This window comes from Bradyrhizobium sp. LA6.1, assembly GCF_040547805.1.
GTDB classification, from domain to species: Bacteria; Pseudomonadota; Alphaproteobacteria; order Rhizobiales; family Xanthobacteraceae; genus Bradyrhizobium; species Bradyrhizobium barranii.
Window position 1 is genome coordinate 455,425 of the sequence record NZ_JBEPQK010000001.1, and the last position, 17,456, is coordinate 472,880.

The following is a 17,456-nucleotide window of genomic DNA, read 5'->3' on the forward strand; positions in this document are numbered from 1 at the left end:
GAGAGGCGCATGGGCGAGGGCGCAGCCGAGCAGGACGACAAGACGGGTAAGGCGCAAGGTCAGCGCGAAGGCCAGCGCCGCCTCGCGCAATGGGTCCGCGACTATAGCCGCCTGCCCGGCATCCCCGACGAGTTCCTGGGGCCCGACGGCGCCCCCCGCGCGGTCTGGAGCCGCTTCTTCGACGCCTTCGGCGCGCTCGCGCCGGACGAGATCGAACGGCGGTTCGGCATGGCCGACCGCCATTTGCGCGAGGCCGGCGTCACCTACCGTGCGCCCGGCGACAGCGCCGACCGGCCGTGGTCGATTAGCCATCTGCCGCTGCTGATCGACGAGGCCGACTGGAAGCAGCTGTCCGCCGGCATCACCCAGCGCGCCGAACTGCTCGAGCTCGTGCTGCGCGACATCTATGGCGAGGGGCGGCTGGTCGCGGAAGGCGCGCTGCCGGCCGCCGCGATCGCCGGCAGCCCCGAATATCTCCGTCCCGTCTGTGGCGTGCCGCCGCCGGGCGGGCGCTATCTCTCGCTCTACGCCGCCGATGTCGGCCGTGGGCCCGACGGGCGCTGGTGGGTGCTCGGCGACCGCACGCAGGCGCCGTCAGGGGCGGGCTATGCGCTGGAGAACCGCCTGGTGCTCTCGCGCGCCTTCTCCGACCTCTACAAGTCGATGAACGTGCCGCGCGTCGCGCCGTTCTTCGAGGCGTTTCGCGACAGCCTGCGCGCGCGCGCCGATCGCGACGAGCCGCGCATCGGCGTGCTCACGCCGGGCAGCTTCAGCGAGACCTATTTCGAGCACGCAACCCTGGCGCGCTATCTCGGCTTCCTGCTGGTCGAGGGTGACGATCTCGCCGTCAGCGACAACCGTATCCACATCCGCACCGTCGCCGGCCTGAAGCGGCTCGACGTGCTGCTGCGCCGGGTCGATTCCAACTCGCTCGATCCGCTCGAGCTCGATGCGTCCTCGCATCTCGGCGTGGCCGGCCTGATCGACGTGCTGCGCAAGGACGGCGTCGTCGTCGCCAACATGCCGGGCTCGGGCGTGCTGGAGGCGCGCGCGCTGCTCGGCTTCCTGCCGGCCCTGAGCCGCCGCCTGCTCGGGCAAGAGCTCAAGATGCCGCATATCGCGACCTGGTGGTGCGGCCAGCGCAGCGCGCGCGACGAGGTGCTGTCACGGCTCGACGAGGTCGCGATCGAGGGCGCCTATCGCCGCGGCGTTCCCGGCTTCGACAGCAATGGCCCGGTGCTCGCGAGCGAGCTCGACGCCGCCGGGCGCCAGCGTCTTATCGACGCCATCAGCGCGCGTGGCATGGACTATGTCGGCCAGGAGGTGGTGCGCCTCTCGACCATGCCGGTATGGGAGCAGGGACAGCTCTCGCCGCGTCCCTTCGTGCTGCGCGTGTTCGCGGCCGCGACGCCCGACGGCTGGGCCATCATGCCCGGCGGCTTCTGCCGGATCGCCGAGCAGGCGGATGCACGCGCGGTGTCGATGGGCGACGGCGCCCGCGCTGCCGACGTCTGGGTGGTCTCGGACAAGAAGGTCTCGATCGCGACGCTGCTGCCCGCGACCGACAAGGTGCGGATCCGCCGCATCGCCGGCGTGCTGCCGAGCCGCGCCGCGGACAATCTGTTCTGGCTCGGCCGCTATCTCGAACGCGCCGAGGCAACGCTGCGGCTGGTGCGCGCGCTGGGCTCGCCGAGCGGGCCCAACAAGGGCACCGCGGCCTCGCTGCAATCGGCCGACCGCATCCAGCGCCTGCTGGTGGCGTGGGGCGCGATCTCGCAGGCCTCGCGCACTGCGCCGGGGCGCATCGTCGCCGAAGCGCTGCAGAGCCCGGAGCGGTTCGGCTCGGCGCTGTCGCTGGTGCGCGCGGCGCAGCGCACGGCGACATCCCTGCGCGAGCGGCTGTCGCCCGACGCCTGGCAGGTCATCACCGAGATGGCCGATCGGCTGGCCTACGAGGTCGAGGACGACGACGATGTGCTGAGCGCGGCCGAGCTGACCTTGCAGGAGCTTGCGAGCCTTGCGGGACTGGCGCAGGAGAACATGAACCGCGCCGCCGGCTGGCGCTTCCTCGATATCGGCCGCCGCACCGAGCGCGCCATCAACACCACGCGCTTCGCGCGCCAGTTCGCCTATGACGAGGCCTGCGACGAGGATCTCGATATCCTGCTGACGCTGGTGGATTCCCAGATCACCTACCGCTCGCGCTATCTGCTGGCGCCGATCCTGGCGCCGGTGCGCGATCTCGCGGTGCTCGACAGCTACAATCCGCGTTCGGTCGCGTTCCAGGTGACGACGCTGAACGAGCACATCGCTTCGCTCCCGAGCCTGAAGGAGCACGGCCTGATCGAGCAGCCGCAGCGGCTCGCGGTGGCGGCGCAGGCGATGCTGGCCACCGCGGAAGCCGAGAAGCTCGAGGTCAAGACCCTGTTCTCGCTGGAACAGGACCTGCTCAGCCTCGCCGAGGCGATCGGGCTGCACTACTTCCCGCACGGCCCCAATGCCAGCCGGCCGGAAAAGCTGACGGGGCTGGCGTGATCTACGACATCCGTCACGTCACGACTTACGAATACGAGAGTGCGGTTAGCTTCGCTCGCTGCACGCTGCGGCTGGAGCCGAAGAGCGGCGACGGTCAGGAGCTGATCTCGCACAGGGTCGAGATCCGGCCGCGCCCGTCCGAGCGCCACGTCCGCCGCGACTTCTTCGGCACGCTCACCGAGAGCGTCGTGATCGAAACCGCGCACCGAAACTTGCGCATCGACTCGCGCTCGCGCGTGTCCGTCTCGCGCAAATCGCCGGCGCGCGATGCCGTCAGCCCGCCTTGGGAGAGCATCCGCGACATCGCGTTTGAAGCAACGAGCCTCGGGCCGTCCTCGCCGGTCGGCTATGTCTTTGCGAGCCCGCTGGTGCCGGTGCTGCACCCCGTCAGCGCCTATGCGGCCACGAGCTTTGCGCCCGGCGCAGGGATCCTCGCCGGTGCGACCGATCTCATGCATCGCATCCGCACCGAATTCCGCTACGATCCGAAGGCCACGGTGATCTCGACGCCGCTTGGCGAGGTCTTCGACAAGCGCCACGGCGTTTGTCAGGACTTTGCCCATGTGATGATCGCAGGGCTGCGCGGGCTCGGCCTTCCGGCAGCCTATGTCAGCGGCTATCTCCGTACCATTCCGCCGCCGGGCCAGCCGCGCTTGCAGGGCGCCGATGCCACCCATGCCTGGGTGTCGCTGTGGTGCGGCGCGGAGCTTGGCTGGATCGATTTCGATCCGACCAATGATTTGCTGGTCGCCAACGATCACATCGTGCTCGCGGTCGGGCGCGACTTTTCCGACGTCTCGCCGGTCGACGGCATCATTGTCGGCTCGCCGAAGCAGAAGCTCGGCGTCGCCGTGGACGTGCTGCTGGTGGAATAAAAGCGGTCTCGCCGGCTCGGCCAGGCTGTGTCGCGGCCCGACCGCAACCGTGATGTCGCAGGGCACAACAGCAACATATTTCCGTAAATTCGTCCCGGCGTTTGGTCACTTGGCCCAAGATGGGCTATGCTGGCCGTTGCGTTGAGGACACGAATGAGACGTCGGGAGCTGGCGTGGGACACCACCGACAAGCGGGGCTGCATCCATGATGACGTTACCGAGACTGGCGGCTGAATCCCTGGAGAAGTTGCTGGGCTCGTTCATGCGTCGCAGGTACGACGATTCCTATGCCAGGGTGGTGGAGGCCTCGACGCGCACTGCGATGGAATGCATCGGCAACAGCGATGCGCTCTATCACAATATCGAGCATACGATGCTGGTGACGCTGGCGGCCCAGGCGATCATGCTTGGCCGCAATCTGCACACGCACCTCGATGCCGAGGACTACATCCATATCCTGATCGCCTGCCTTGCGCACGACATCGGCTATGTTCGCGGGCTGTTTCCGGAGGACGACGAAGACGGTTTCGTGGTCGACGAGGCCGGCACCAAGGTGTCGCTGCCGCGCGGCGCGTCGGATGCCAGTCTGATGATGTATCACGTTGATCGTTCGATGCTTTTCGTGCGGCGGCGGCTGCCACCGATCCGCGGTATCGACAGTGAGCGCGTCGCCCGCGCCATCGAGGGCACCCGCTTCCCGGCCCGTGAAGGCCAAGAGTACGACGACGAGGCCTCGATCCTGCGCGCCGCGGACTTCATCGGTCAGCTCGGCGATCCCAACTATCTGCGCAAGGCCAACGCGCTCTACTACGAATTCGAAGAGGTCGGCATCAATCGCCAGCTCGGCTACGACTCGCCCGCCGACATCGTGAACCGCTATCCACAATTCTACTGGAACAGCGTCGCACCGCACATCCAGACCGAGATCAGCTACCTCAACAAGACCGAGATCGGCCGGCAGTGGATCGCCAATCTCTACAGCAATGTGTTCCGCGCCGAACGCGAGATCTCGCTGTCAGGCCCGCAGAAATAGCCCCCTTAGCCCGCATGGAGCGAAGCGGAATGCGGGGACGTCTGTATCCGCGAATCCCGGATTGCGCTGCGCTCCATCCAGGCTACGGCCTCTCAACTCCGTGAGCAAATCATGCAACAAAAAACCATCGCCACGGATATCCTCGACATCGCCTATCTCGAATACGGCGCGCCGGATGGCTGGCCCTGCATCATGGGCCACGGCTTTCCCTATGATGTGAACGCCTATGCCGAGACCGCGCCTTTGATCGCGGAAGCGGGCGCGCGGGTGCTTGTGCCGTGGCTGCGCGGCTACGGGCCGACGCGGTTCCGGTCCGCCGCGACGCTGCGCTCCGGCGAGCAGGCGGCGCTCGGCGCCGATCTGCTGGCCTTCATGGATGCGCTTCACATCGGGCGCGCGGTGGTCGGCGGTTACGATTGGGGTGGGCGCGCGGCCTGCGTGGTCTCGGTGCTGCATCCCGAGCGCGTGATCGGACTGGTCTCCGGCAATTCCTACAACATCCAGAACATCGCGCGCGCGATGGAGCCGGCTTCGCCACCGGAGGAGGCGGCGCTCTGGTATCAATATCTCTTCCACAACGAGCGTGGCCGGCGCGCGCTGGAGCGCAACCGGCGCGGCTTTGCGCGCCAGCTCTGGTCGATGTGGTCGCCGAAATGGGTCTTCGACGACACGACGTTCGAAACGAGTGCGGTGGCGTTCGACAATCCTGATTTCGTCGATGTCGTGATCCACTCCTACCGTCACCGCTACGGGCTGGTCGAAGGCGATCCCGCCTATGCCGCGATCGAGGCCAAGCTCGCCGCGCAGCCGCCGATCCGTGTCCCGACGATAGCGGTCGACGGCGACAGCGACGGCGTCAATTCCGGCACCGCCCATCATGCGGCCAGGTTCGAAGCCTTCTTCGAACGGCGTGTCTTCGCTGGAGCGGGCCACAACCTGCCGCAGGAGCGGCCTGCCGAATGGGCGCGCGCCGTGCTCGACGTGCGGACAGCAGCCTCGTAAAGCCCGGCTTTCCCGCCCTACCGCCCGGTCGCCCGATTTTTCGCGACTTCGGGAACCTTTTCCGATTGCAGCCGTCCAAGCTGAGGGGCCGCCAGATGTGCGCGGCTCATTGCAGGGAGGCTATTGATGAATTCACATGCGCGCAGGTTGGAGGGCGTCGCGGTGGCGCAGCTGCCGGGCGAACGGCCTGGCAGAGCCGAGGTCGAGCAGGCGGTCCGGACCATGATCCGCTGGGCGGGCGACGATCCCGCGCGCGACGGTCTGCACGACACGCCGGACCGGGTTGCGCGCGCCTTCGAAGAGTATTTTTCCGGCTATGCGCAGGATCCGACCGAAATCCTGCAAAAGACCTTTGAGGAGATCGAAGGCTATGACGAGATGATCGTCCTGCGCGGCGTTCGCTTCGAAAGCCATTGCGAGCACCACATGGCGCCGATCGTGGGCCGCGCCTGGGTCGCCTATATCCCGCAGGGCCGCGTCGTCGGCATCAGCAAGCTCGCGCGTGTGGTGGACATCTACGCAAAACGCCTCCAGATCCAGGAGAAGATGACCGCGCAGATCGCCAATACGATCAACGATGTGTTGAAGCCCGAAGGCGTCGGCGTCATCATCAAGGCGACGCATCACTGCATGACCACGCGTGGCGCGCATAAACCTGGAACCGATCTCGTCACCAGCCGCATGCTGGGTGTGTTCCGTGACAACGCGCTGACACGTCAGGAGCTGTTGGGGCTGGCCAATTCGGACGCGTGATCCGCGCGGGCCGAGCTGAAGGAGACGACACCATGACCGAGCACAAGACGCCGAGCGGGCCGGACCTTACCAGGGGCGTGTTGCTGACCGCGTTCGAGGACGGCAAGCTGCTCGGCCATGTCGGCGAGGAAGACGTCTTGCTGGTGCAAGCCGGCAGCGAAATCTTCGCGATCGAACCGTCCTGCAGTCACTACCACGGCCCGCTCGCCGAAGGGCTGGTCGTGGGCGACACGATCCGCTGCCCCTGGCATCACGCCTGCTTCTCCTTGCGCACCGGCGAGGCCACCCGCCCGCCGGCGCTGAATGCACTGGCGGTCTGGGAGGTCACGCGCGACCAGGACAGGATCTCGGTTCAGCGCAAGCGCGAGATGCCGCAGCCTGCAGCGTCACATCGCAGCGCGCCGACGCCGGAAAAATTCGTCATCGTCGGCGGCGGTGCGGCCGGCTTTGCGGCCGCCGAGACGCTTCGGCGCGAGGGCTTTGCCGGCGCCATCACCATGCTCAGCGATGACGGCGCGATGCCGGTCGACCGGCCGAACCTCTCCAAGGATTACCTCACCGGCAGTGCACCCGAGGATTGGCTGCCGCTGCGGGGCGAGGACTATTATCAGGACGCAGGCATCGATCTCAGGCTCAACATCAGCGTTGCAGCGATCGATCCGAAGGCGCGCATCATCACGCTCGGCAATGGCGACAAGCTGCCGTTCGACAGGCTGCTGCTCGCGACCGGCGCCGAACCGGTCAAATTGCAGATTCCGGGCGCGGACCAGCCGCACGTGCGCACCTTGCGCACCGTCGCCGACAGCCGCGCCATCATCAAGGCGGCGGGCAGCGCGAAGCGCGCGCTGGTGATCGGCGCCAGCTTCATTGGCCTCGAAGTCGCGGCCTCCTTGCGGGCGCGCAAGCTGGAGGTGCATGTGGTTGCGCCCGAGGAGCGGCCGATGCAGCGCGTGCTTGGCCCCGAGATGGGCGATTTCGTCCGCGCGCTGCATGAAGACAACGGCGTCCACTTTCACCTCGAGGACACCGTCGAAAAGCTCGACGGCAAACGCGCCACGCTGAAAAGCGGCGGCGTGATCGAGGCCGATCTGGTCGTGGTCGGGATCGGCGTCAAGCCGCGCCTTGTGCTCGCCGAGCAGGCGGGGCTCGCCATCGATCGTGGCGTCAGCGTGAACGAGTATCTCGAGACCAGCGCATCAGGCATCTTCGCCGCCGGCGACATCGCGCGCTGGCCCGATCCGCATTCGGGCCAGAACATCCGCGTCGAGCACTGGGTGGTGGCGGAGCGGCAGGGCCAGGCCGCGGCGCGCAACATGCTCGGCAGGCGCGAACGCTTCAACGTCGTGCCGTTCTTCTGGTCGCAGCACTATGACGTTCCGATCAACTATGTCGGCCATGCCGAGAGCTTCGACGACATCGCGATCGACGGCAGCATCGACGGCAGGGACTGCCTGCTGAAGTATCGCAAGGGCGGGCGCGTGCTGGCGGTTGCTTCGATCTATCGCGATCTCGATAGTCTCAAGGCCGAGCTCGACATGGAGCGCTCGCGCGCGTGAGGCGCCCCGTCCGCCCTTGACCTAAGTCAATGGGGGCTCCCGCGGGGGCTGCTCTACTGGCTGTTGTCCCGGCGCGGCTCGTGCTATCCTGAGATGTGCCTTGGGACTTCGCATGCAGGAGTAGCCGTCATGACAAGTGCTTCGGATACGTCTCCAAACTTGGGTCTTGGGTCCGGCATTGCTGCGCTGCACGCCAAGTGGGGCTGGATCGTCGCCCTCGGCGTCGTCTATCTCATCACCGGCTTCATCGCGCTCGGCAGCATGATGATGGCGACGGTGGCGAGCGTGCTCGTGGTTGGTGTGATGATGATCATCGCCGGGGTCACCGAGGTGATCGGCGCGTTCCAGATGAAGAGCTGGGGCAAGTTCCTGATCTGGGCCTTGCTCGGCGTGCTCTATATCGTCGCGGGCTTCCTGACCTTCGAGAACCCGTTGTTCGCCGCGGTGCTGCTCACCTTGTTCCTCGGCGCGTCGCTGCTGGCCTCGGGCGCCGTCAGGCTGTTTCTCGCCTTCAGCATGAAAAGGGAAAGCCCGTGGGTGTGGGTGGCGCTGTCTGCGGTCATCACCCTGCTGCTCGGGCTCTTGATCCTGGCGCGCTGGCCGGTCAACAGCGTTTATATCCTCGGCCTGTTCCTCGGCATCGACCTGATCATGGCCGGCGCCGGCTGGGTCAGTCTGGGCTTTAGCCTGCGGCGGCGCCATTAAGGCTTGATCCGGAGAAGGACCGTGGTCGCCCAAGAGCGCGATGACGGTTCATCCAGATTTCATCGCGCGTCGGGCGACGCTGAGGGATTGTCATGCGCTGGTTTCATCTCGCCGTGATCGTGTTTTTCGCCGCAGCGACCATCGTCTTCGCCGTGCAGAATCTCGACACGGTCACGATCTCCTTCTTCAAGATGAACCTCAGTCTGCCGCTCGCGCTCCAAACCCTCGTTGTCTATCTCGTTGGAGCCGCGACCGGCGGCAGCCTGTTCGCCCTGCTGCGGCGTTCATACGCAGGTTCGAAACGAGACGTCGAATGAACCAGCAACTCGACGCAAGACCATCTTGCGGAACTCCGCTGATCTGACGTGCTGGCAAAAAGCAGCACGCCGCGCGGTCGCCTCGCGTGGACGATCATCACCGGGGAGAAACCATGAGAGCCGCTTTGGTCCTGGCCGCAGCGCTGGCTGCCGCCTGCCTGTCCACGCCCGTCTCCGCGCAAAAGTCCTACGGTCCCGGCGTCAGTGACACCGAGATCAAGATCGGCAACACCATGCCCTACAGCGGCCCCGCATCGCCGCTCGGCATCACCGGCAGGGTGATCTCCGCCTATTTCGATGAGGTCAACGAGAAGGGCGGCGTCAACGGCCGCAAGCTCAATCTGTTGTCGCTCGACGACGCCTTCTCGCCGCCGAAGACCATGGAAGCCGCGCGACGCTTGGTCGAGGGCGACGGCGTCGCCTTCATCTTCGCGACCATGGGCACGGCGCCGAGCTCGGCGATCGCAAAATACCTCAACAGCAACAAGGTGCCGCAGCTGTTCCTGATCAGCTCAGCCTCGAAGTGGAACGATCCCGCCAACATGCCGTGGTCGATGGCGCTGCCCTGGGCGCCGAACTACACCAGCGAGGCCGCGATCGACGTCGCTTACGCCCGCGCCAAGAACCCGAATGCGCGTTTCGCAGTGCTCTATCAGAACGACGACGCCGGTAAGGAATATTTTCGCGGTGTCAAGGAAGCGCTTGGTGCCGACGCCGACAAGGCGCTCGCGATGGCCTCGAGCTTCGAGGTCACCGATCCCACCGTCGATTCCCAGGTGCTGACGCTGGCCAACACCAAGGCCGATGTCTTCATGATCTATTCGGTGACGCCGCGCGCTTGCGCGCAGGCGATCCGCAAGGCCCATGAGGTCGGCTGGCAGCCGACGCGCTTCCTCGCCTCCGGCTGCGCCAACAAGGCGACCGTCATGGTCCCTGCGGGCCTCGATGCCGGCAAGGGCGTGCTGTCGCTCGGCTCGCTCAAGCCGTTTGTCGAGCAGCCGAAGGACGACCCGGCGATGACGGCCTATATCGACTTCATGAAGAAGCGCCTGCCCAATGCCGACATCAACAACGTCGCCGGCCTCTACGGCTACACCGTCGCCGAGGCGTTGGTCGTCCTGCTCAAGCAGTGCAAGGACAATCTGACGCGCGAGAACATCATGGCGCAGGCGGCGAACCTCAAGAACGTGCCGCTGTCGCTGTTGATGCCCGGCATCACGCTCAACACCACACCGCAGGATTTCCGCCCGATCAAGGACGGCTATATGCTCCAGTTCGACGGCAACGACTGGATCGTGGCGAGCGAGCTCTTGCGCGGGACGTGAGGCGTAACTGGTCGACAGGTCGCACGAACGGTGCACCCTCTCCCCTTGCGGGAGAGGGTGGATCGCCGCGAAGCGGCGAGCCGGGTGAGGGGTATCTCTCGGCGAGTCGTCTCTACATTTGAACTCGCGGTTGCAACCCCTCATCCGGCGCTTCGCGCCACCTTCTCCCACAAGGGGAGAAGGGAAGAGCTAAGCGCAGCGAACAGGAGACCACCATGGACTTTCAACACTCCGCCCGTTCGCTGGAGCTGCAGGAACGCGTTCGCCAGTTCATGCTTGCGCATGTCGAGCCGGTCGAGGAGCTCTATTACGAGCAGGTGAAGCCGGAAGCCGCGCGTTACAAGACGCCGCAGGTGCTGCAGGACTTGAAGCGGTTGGCGCGGGAGCAGGGGCTCTGGAACCTGTTCCTGTCAGGCGAGCACGGCCAAGACCCTAACAATAGTGGCCTCACCAATCTCGAATATGCGCCGGTGAAGGAGATCATGGGCCGCATCCTCTGGGCGCCCGAAATCTTCAACTGCTCGGCGCCTGATGTCGGCAACATGGAGGTGCTGGCAAATTATGGTACGCCGGCGCAGCAGGAGCGCTGGCTGAAGCCGCTGCTGGAGGGGCGCATCCGCTCCGGCTTCTCGATGACGGAGCCGCAGGTCGCCTCCAGCGACGCCACCAACATCCAGTGCGAGATCAAGCGCGACGGCGGCGACTACGTCATCAACGGCCGCAAATGGTTCACGTCAGGCGCGATGAACGAGGATTGCGAGATCCTGATCGTGATGGGCAAGACCGCGCCCGATGATCCCGATCGCCATCGCCAGCAATCCATGATCCTGGTGCCGAAGGCGACGCCCGGCGTGCGCATCGTCCGCGACATGCTGACCTACGGCTACGATGACGCGCCGGTCGGCCATCCCGAAATCGTCTACGAGAATGTCCGTGTGCCGGCCGAGAACATCCTGCTCGGCGAGGGCCGCGGCTTCGAGATCGCGCAGGGCCGGCTCGGCCCCGGCCGCATCCATCATTGCATGCGCTTGATCGGCTGCGCCCAGCGCGCGCTCGAATTGATGTGCCGGCGATCCGTGTCGCGCACAGCCTTCGGCAAGCCGCTCGCAGACCAGGGCTCGGTGCGCGAGGACATCGCGCACTCCTTCTGCGAGATCGCGCAGGCGCGGCTGCTCACCTTGCAAGCTGCCGACAAGATGGACCGCGAAGGCAACAAGTCAGCGCGCGACCTGATCGCCGCCGCCAAGATCGTGGTGCCCAGCATGGCCGCCCGCGTCATCGACCGCGCCATCCAGATCCACGGCGCCGCCGGCGTCTCGCAGGACACCTTCCTCGCCCGCGCCTACGTCTACGCCCGCTTCATCCGCATCGGCGACGGCCCCGACCAGGTGCATCTCGCTGCCGTCGGCAAGGAGTTGATCAAGCGCGGCGGCGTGATGGGGTAGGGGCGCTGCTCTCGGCCTCTCGGGTGTGAATCTGCAGGCTTCTGATCAGCAGCCCAGTCGTCGATCTTGCCCAGCGCGGTTTGGGAGCGAGGTACTCGATATCATCCACGTCCCAGTATTCGACACAATGAGCTACACGGCACAGCGATCTCCGCCGTCCTTTAGCGCGACCACTAGTTCCGCGTCCGGAAAATCAGCGACAGTACAGAGCAACGGATTCCGCGCAGTTCCTCCCGCCGCAATACCTTTTGCTTGCAGGGCCTCTAACGCAAATGGCGAGATGGGACCGACGTCTTCAGGCGAAAGTTTCTCGGCCGCGGCTCGCGAGAAGGAGAGCCAATCCAGACCTTCGAGCTTGGCTCGGTGGTGGAAAACCTCCTCGGCATAGCGGCTTCGGTAGCAATGGCCTGCGCAGAGATTTGGCGCCATTATGATTCTATCAAGACTCCACAACCTAAAGGAGTCAGTTAGAGTGTATCCAACTTGATAAACACGCGTTTGTTGTGATTCTATTAATGGTTGTGTATTCATTTGCACTCTCGTAATGCAGGGAGTGGCCGCAAATGGCGCAGGATTCTTGTGGGAAGTCGTCACATTCAAAGTAGAGAAGCACGACGCAAGACGAAATCGTTTCTCTGCGGCTGTTCCAGCTGAATTGGGCTCTCATCACCATGGTCTTGGGGAGCTTTTGTCTCGGCCTTTTGCTCACCGAATTCCGCATTGAGTGGTGCAGCTACCTCACTATGCTCGGAATCGCCGCGCTGTATGGTACCGTCGGTCATCTCAATGCGAGATCCGCGGCCGGAGACCCCAGGATCTACGCCACGCTCCTGATGCAGGCCCAATTCATTTCGATGATCGTGCTGATCACTTCGCTCGGTTACGTCGCAGCTTCTGCGAACCTGCCAATGCAGGAAGAAAATCTGCTCACGCTTGACCGCAGGCTGGGATTGGATTTCCGGGCCTATCTCGGTGTCGTAAACGACCAGCTTCAGTTACGCTGGGCGTTTGAGCAAACCTATAATTCCATTCAATGGCAGCTCGTCATCCTGATTCTAATCCTGCCGTTGTTCGGCCACCATCGGCGCGCGGCGGAGTTCGCGCTTGCCTTCGCCATAGCGCTGATCGTGACCACCATCATCTCTACGCTTGTGCCGGCGACTGGTGTCTATCACGCTCTTGGACTCGTGCCGAGCGACCATCCCAATGTCGAACCAGTTGTCTACTACGGGACTCTGAAAGAGCTTCCACTCGTGCGCGACGGCACTACCAGACTGCTCAACGCCTATCTCCTGGGGCCTATTCTGACGTTTCCGAGCTTCCATGCCATTTCCGCGGCACTTTACGCTTGGGTCTTTTGGCCGTTTCGTTGGCTGAGGGCCGTTGGTCTCTTGTGGAATGCCGTTATGGTCGCAGCGACTCCAATTGGTGGTGGCCATTTCTTTGCTGATGTTGCCGCCGGATTGATCATAGCCGTGGCGGCGATATACGCGGTGCGCCGTGTTGGAAAATATCTTACGAGCGATCGGCAGAAGCAACAAAAGACTCTGATGCCGCCAGATCCCCTAAACGCGCCGATTTTGAGAGTGCAATGAGACTTCGGCTACGTATCATTTTCGACGGTGGTTTTCGGTTGGTTGATGTCCGCTCTACCCACAAATCGGCGGAAGCTGGATGAGCAGTTCTTGCGCCGCGCATCCTTTGGCGGCTGGCGCAATGCTGCGCCAGAATAGCTCGCAGCTGACTCGAGACGAGCGAACGAAACTCGATGACATCGCACATTTCGAGCAGCGGCTGCTGTTGGCGGACCTGCGAGAGGGCGCCCCGATGTGATTCTCGTGGATGCCTATCTGCTGAGTGCGGCCCGTTTCGATGGGTTGGCTTGGGACACCAATTCGGACCCCGAACTCTGGGTGGAATTGAGTCATTATCGTGAAGTTGAGGACTCCCGGCGGCCGCGTTCAAATTTTGGTTGCTCAATCCAATTCGGAACGCCAGTTCGTTTCATTCGATCTGCGCTGTTGATGGCATAGACTTCCGATCAGCAGCCGAATCGGTTCGTCGATCTTGCCCAGCGCGGTTTGGGGATCGAGGTACTCAATATCATCGACGAGCTGCGCCGGCGAAGCGTTCCTCGATCATGGGGCGATGCTCGGCGTCCTTCTGCACGACGCGTAGCGACTTCGGTAGCAATTGCCAGTGCGGAGCACTCGATTGCCGGCGGGGCGGGTAGCGCCGCTCAGCTGCGACTTCTCGTAGCACAATAGTAACGACTGCCGGTTGAGAATGGCCCATCACGCCATGGCAGGTTCACGCGGGTGAAAGAGAATAGATCGCCTCCTTCCAGGGAGAGCGCCCTGGCCCTGCTAGGAACCGACTTCGGCACGCATCAGCGGCAGTTTGTCGTGATCGCGATCCTGCTGACGGCCCTGCTCGTCCAAATACCTGTCGTTCTCAACGCGGATGTGGGCTGGCTTCTGACCGTCAACGAAAAAATCCTGGACGGCCGAAAGTTTGGGGTCGACCTCTTCGAGTCCAATCCGCCTCTGTCGGTCTACATGTACATGCCGGCGGCGATGCTCGGGCGAATGACCGGCATTGCACCCGAGTTCATCGTGATCGTCCTGGTGATCGCCGAGATATCAGGCGCGCTTTTTGTGATCGATCGCGCGGCTGCGGCCGCGAAGCTGGGCGCTCGGGAGAGGAGTCTTTCAACCTGGTCGTTTGCGTTTCTGCTCGCAATTCTTCCGGGCACCATCTTCGGACAGCGTGAACACATCGCTGTCATCGCGCTGACCCCTTTTGTCGCCATCACCGCGCTGCGCTGGCGCGGGCTCGATCCCGGACGGGTCGCGATCCTCGCTGGCGTAGGGGCGGGGCTGGCCATGAGCATCAAGCCGTTCTTTGCCCTGGTGGCCGGCCTCCCGATCATTCTGAGCGCCCTCCGCCAGCGGTCCTTCAGGCCCTTGTTCACCCCTGAAGCATGGACGGCCGCGATTGTCGTAATCAGCTACGGGGCGGTGGTTGTTGCCGTCTTCCCCGCTTATCTCTCCACCTATGCCCCGATGGTCGCCGAAGCCTATTTGCCGATCAGACGGGAGCTAAGTGCCCTGCTTCCTATTCCGATCGCCGTGATCGGCGCTTCTCTTGGGTTCTTGCGTCTGAGCGGTCCTCAAAACCTCAAGATGGGGAGCGCCGCAATCCCTTGGCTTGCCGCATCGGTCGGCGGCGCCGCGAGTTTCCTGCTTCAAGGCAAGGGATGGCCATACACGGCCTTCGCGCTCTGTCTGTTTGCGATTACCGCACCGTTGCTGCAGGTTGGCACCAAGACGTTGCGGGCGCCTGTTGTGATCGGCGGCCTTGCGACCGTCGTCGCCATCGGGCTCTATTTGTCATCACCAGCCCCGGGATTTCCGCCGCTGCAGGCGCGCGTCCAGGCATATGTGAAGCACCCGCGGCTGCTGACGATTACCGATCACATCGGCCTCGGGCATCCGCTCGTCCGCCAGATCGACGGAGTTTGGGTGGGCAGCTCTTGTGCGCAGCTGCTGGCCGCCGGCGCGATGCTGCGCGAGAACAGCTCGCAACCAAGCGAAGGTGAGCGAGCAAGATTGGACAGCATCATCGAGTTCGAGCGGCAGCAATTGCTGGCGGACGTGCGAAACGGGCGCCCCAACGTCATTCTCGTTGATACCTCTCTGCTGAGCTCGTTCCCGTTCGATTGGCTGGCCTGGGCCAATTCGGATCCCGAGCTCCGGATGGAGTTAAGCCGCTATCGTGAAGTCGAGGATGTCGGCCGCGTTCGAATATTCGTCGATCAATCGAATTCAGAACGCTGATCCCTGCGTTCGATGGCAGGCTGCCAATGCCGGAGCGGGGACTGGCGTGCCATCGCGATGATGACATCATGCCGGTGTTTTGCCCGACGAGTCAAATAGGATTCGTAAAATCCGCAAGGCGTCGAGTGGGGCGGTCAAGCCATTGATATCGTTATCCCCGGCTACTGTGCATGGGGTTGTTTTCGCGTTTTTTGTGAGAGCGTGAGCCCGCCGCGGGTGTGCGCGCTCTTACCCCGCCTTGGCGACGCGGCTGTCCGCGGGGCCCGATCGCAGGTTCTGGAAAAACGTCTCCACCTCCCGCGACAGCGTGTCCGCCGTCTCCGTGAGGCTGCTCGCCGCCGTCAGCACGGAGGCTGCCGCCGTGTCGGTCTCGCCGATGGCGTCGCGCAGCGAGGTGATGTTGGCGACCAGGGTCTCGTTGCCCTGCGCGGCCGATTGGGCGTTGGACGAGATCTCGCGCGTGGCGGTGTCCTGCTGGCCGATGGCGCCGGCGATTGCCGAGGTGACGTCGCTGATCTCGCGCACGGCGCCGCCGATCTCGCGCACGGCATCGACCGCGTTGCGGGTGGACGCCTGGATCATCGAGACGTTCTCGCCGATCTCGGCGGTCGCCTTGGCGGTCTGACCCGCCAGCGCCTTCACTTCGTGCGCGACGACGGCAAAGCCGCGGCCGGCGTCACCGGCGCGCGCGGCTTCGATGGTGGCGTTGAGCGCGAGCAGATTGGTCTGCTCGGCGATCGCCTGGATCAGGTTGAGCACGCCGTCGATGCGCTGGGTGGCGGCCGCGAGGCTTTCGATCTCGGAGATCGACTTCTCGGTGCGCTGACCGGTCTGCTCGACCGCGCCTGCGGACTGCCGGACCTGGCGGCCGATCTCCACCACCGACGCGGACAGCTCCTCGGCTGCGCCTGCCACCGCCGTGACGTTGTGCGAGGCCTGCTCGGTGGCGTTCGCCGCGGTGCCGGCGCGGCTGCTGGCATCCGCCGTGACGCGGGTGATGGTCTGTGCCGTCTCGCGCATGACGGAGGCGTTGTCGCTGAGGCCGCGCATGATCGCGCCGATCGCCTCGCCAAACGCCTCGACGGATTGCTCGATGTGGCGGGCGCGCTGCTCGCGCGCGGCGGAGTCCTGCGAGACCTGCGAGGCGAGATTGCGGTTGCGGCCCATCGCGTCCTGGAAGATCTGGATGGCGCGTGCCAGCGCGCCGATCTCGTCGGCGCGGTCAGAGTGCGGCACCACGACATTCTCGGCGCCGTCCGCGACCTGCTCGATGGTCGCGGTGATGGCGGAGAGGGGACGGGCTATCGAGCGGGCGATGATGACGATGCCGATCACGACGAGGGCCAGCGCCACGCCGCCGAGGCAGGTCAGCACGAAGGAGAGGGTGCGATTGGTCTCGGTCTCGTGCGCGATCTGCCTGGCGCGCTCGGCATAGACCTTGGACAGCGCCTCGAGATCCTTGTTCAGCGCCGAGCGCACGGCGCGATTGGCGTCGTTGTCGCCCCATTCGCGGCCCGCGGCCGCATTGATCTCGACGCCGCGGCGCACCAGCTCCTTGCGGAACTCGACGAACTGCTCGATGCGCCTCTTGAACGTGGCAAACTGCTCGGCATCGTCGGCTTTGACGATGGTCTCCCAGCGCTTCACGACATCGAGGATCTGGGCGTTGAACTTGAGCAGGCCTTCGCCGTATTTCTTCACGACGGCCGGTTCGGTCGACATGTAGACGCCGCGCGATTCCATCACGACCGCGTAGACCAGCGAGTTGACCCGCTCGACATTGAGTGCTGCGGCGTTCGCCGTCTCGATCGCGCTCGTCAACTCGGCGCTGCGGCGGCTGTTGTAGTCGGACAGCATCGCGATCGCCGCCGTGAGCAGCGCGAACAGCGCGAAGATCGCGTAGAGCTTGATCGCAAGCGTGAAACGGCCTGCCACCCCCGTGGCATTCCCAGAACGGTCGGTTGTCATGCTTTTCAGAGGCCCCAATGGCCGGCAGTGGCCGGAGAGCGCGGTCGTATAAAATTGATGCAAAACTATGCAGAATGAAGATGGACGCCGTCTTAACGCCGTG

General features: G+C 64.4%; 13 protein-coding genes. 12 read left to right on the forward strand and 1 reads right to left on the reverse strand.

The window, feature by feature from the left end; genetic code table 11:
- Window positions 1-9: 9 nt before the first annotated feature.
- From ABIB99_RS02060 to ABIB99_RS02115, 12 genes are all read left to right on the forward strand, one after another.
- Window positions 10-2,535, forward strand: a complete 2,526-nt coding sequence (locus ABIB99_RS02060; protein ID WP_354174673.1) for a circularly permuted type 2 ATP-grasp protein — start codon at window positions 10-12, stop codon at window positions 2,533-2,535.
- Window positions 2,532-3,410, forward strand: coding sequence for a transglutaminase family protein (locus ABIB99_RS02065; RefSeq protein ID WP_354174675.1), 879 nt, complete (start codon window positions 2,532-2,534; stop codon window positions 3,408-3,410). The genes ABIB99_RS02060 and ABIB99_RS02065 overlap by 4 nt, the downstream gene beginning before the upstream one ends.
- 205 nt (window positions 3,411-3,615) lie before the next feature.
- Window positions 3,616-4,443: an HD domain-containing protein gene (locus tag ABIB99_RS02070; protein WP_063984654.1), complete on the forward strand. Its 828-nt coding sequence runs from the start codon at window positions 3,616-3,618 to the stop codon at window positions 4,441-4,443.
- Between the two features lie 111 nt (window positions 4,444-4,554).
- Window positions 4,555-5,445: an alpha/beta fold hydrolase gene (locus ABIB99_RS02075; RefSeq protein ID WP_354174677.1), complete on the forward strand. Its 891-nt coding sequence runs from the start codon at window positions 4,555-4,557 to the stop codon at window positions 5,443-5,445.
- Between the two features lie 126 nt (window positions 5,446-5,571).
- On the forward strand, window positions 5,572-6,198 hold the full coding sequence (gene folE / locus ABIB99_RS02080; RefSeq protein WP_247308228.1) for a GTP cyclohydrolase I FolE: 627 nt from the start codon (window positions 5,572-5,574) through the stop codon (window positions 6,196-6,198).
- A gap of 32 nt (window positions 6,199-6,230) precedes the next feature.
- Window positions 6,231-7,754 (forward strand): FAD-dependent oxidoreductase, encoded by a 1,524-nt coding sequence (locus ABIB99_RS02085; protein ID WP_354174679.1) that lies wholly within the window; start codon window positions 6,231-6,233, stop codon window positions 7,752-7,754.
- 129 nt (window positions 7,755-7,883) lie between these two features.
- A complete protein-coding gene (locus ABIB99_RS02090) occupies window positions 7,884-8,459 on the forward strand; it encodes an HdeD family acid-resistance protein (protein WP_014496836.1) in 576 nt (191 codons plus the stop codon).
- Between the two features lie 92 nt (window positions 8,460-8,551).
- Window positions 8,552-8,776 (forward strand): LapA family protein, encoded by a 225-nt coding sequence (locus tag ABIB99_RS02095; protein ID WP_014496835.1) that lies wholly within the window; start codon window positions 8,552-8,554, stop codon window positions 8,774-8,776.
- Window positions 8,777-8,889: 113 nt separating this feature from the next.
- Window positions 8,890-10,101: an ABC transporter substrate-binding protein gene (locus ABIB99_RS02100; RefSeq protein WP_354174682.1), complete on the forward strand. Its 1,212-nt coding sequence runs from the start codon at window positions 8,890-8,892 to the stop codon at window positions 10,099-10,101.
- Window positions 10,102-10,316: 215 nt separating this feature from the next.
- Window positions 10,317-11,546, forward strand: a complete 1,230-nt coding sequence (locus tag ABIB99_RS02105; RefSeq protein ID WP_354174684.1) for an acyl-CoA dehydrogenase family protein — start codon at window positions 10,317-10,319, stop codon at window positions 11,544-11,546.
- A gap of 743 nt (window positions 11,547-12,289) precedes the next feature.
- Window positions 12,290-13,141, forward strand: coding sequence for a phosphatase PAP2 family protein (locus ABIB99_RS02110; RefSeq protein ID WP_354174686.1), 852 nt, complete (start codon window positions 12,290-12,292; stop codon window positions 13,139-13,141).
- Window positions 13,142-13,951: 810 nt separating this feature from the next.
- Window positions 13,952-15,385 carry a glycosyltransferase family protein gene (locus ABIB99_RS02115; protein ID WP_231144420.1) on the forward strand — a complete coding sequence of 478 codons (1,434 nt, stop codon included), beginning with the start codon at window positions 13,952-13,954 and terminating at the stop codon, window positions 15,383-15,385.
- 228 nt (window positions 15,386-15,613) lie between these two features.
- On the opposite strand, the gene ABIB99_RS02120 is transcribed toward ABIB99_RS02115, so the two are convergent.
- Entirely contained in the window at window positions 15,614-17,353 is a 1,740-nt protein-coding gene (locus ABIB99_RS02120) for a methyl-accepting chemotaxis protein (protein WP_354174688.1), read from the reverse strand.
- Window positions 17,354-17,456: the final 103 nt, after the last annotated feature.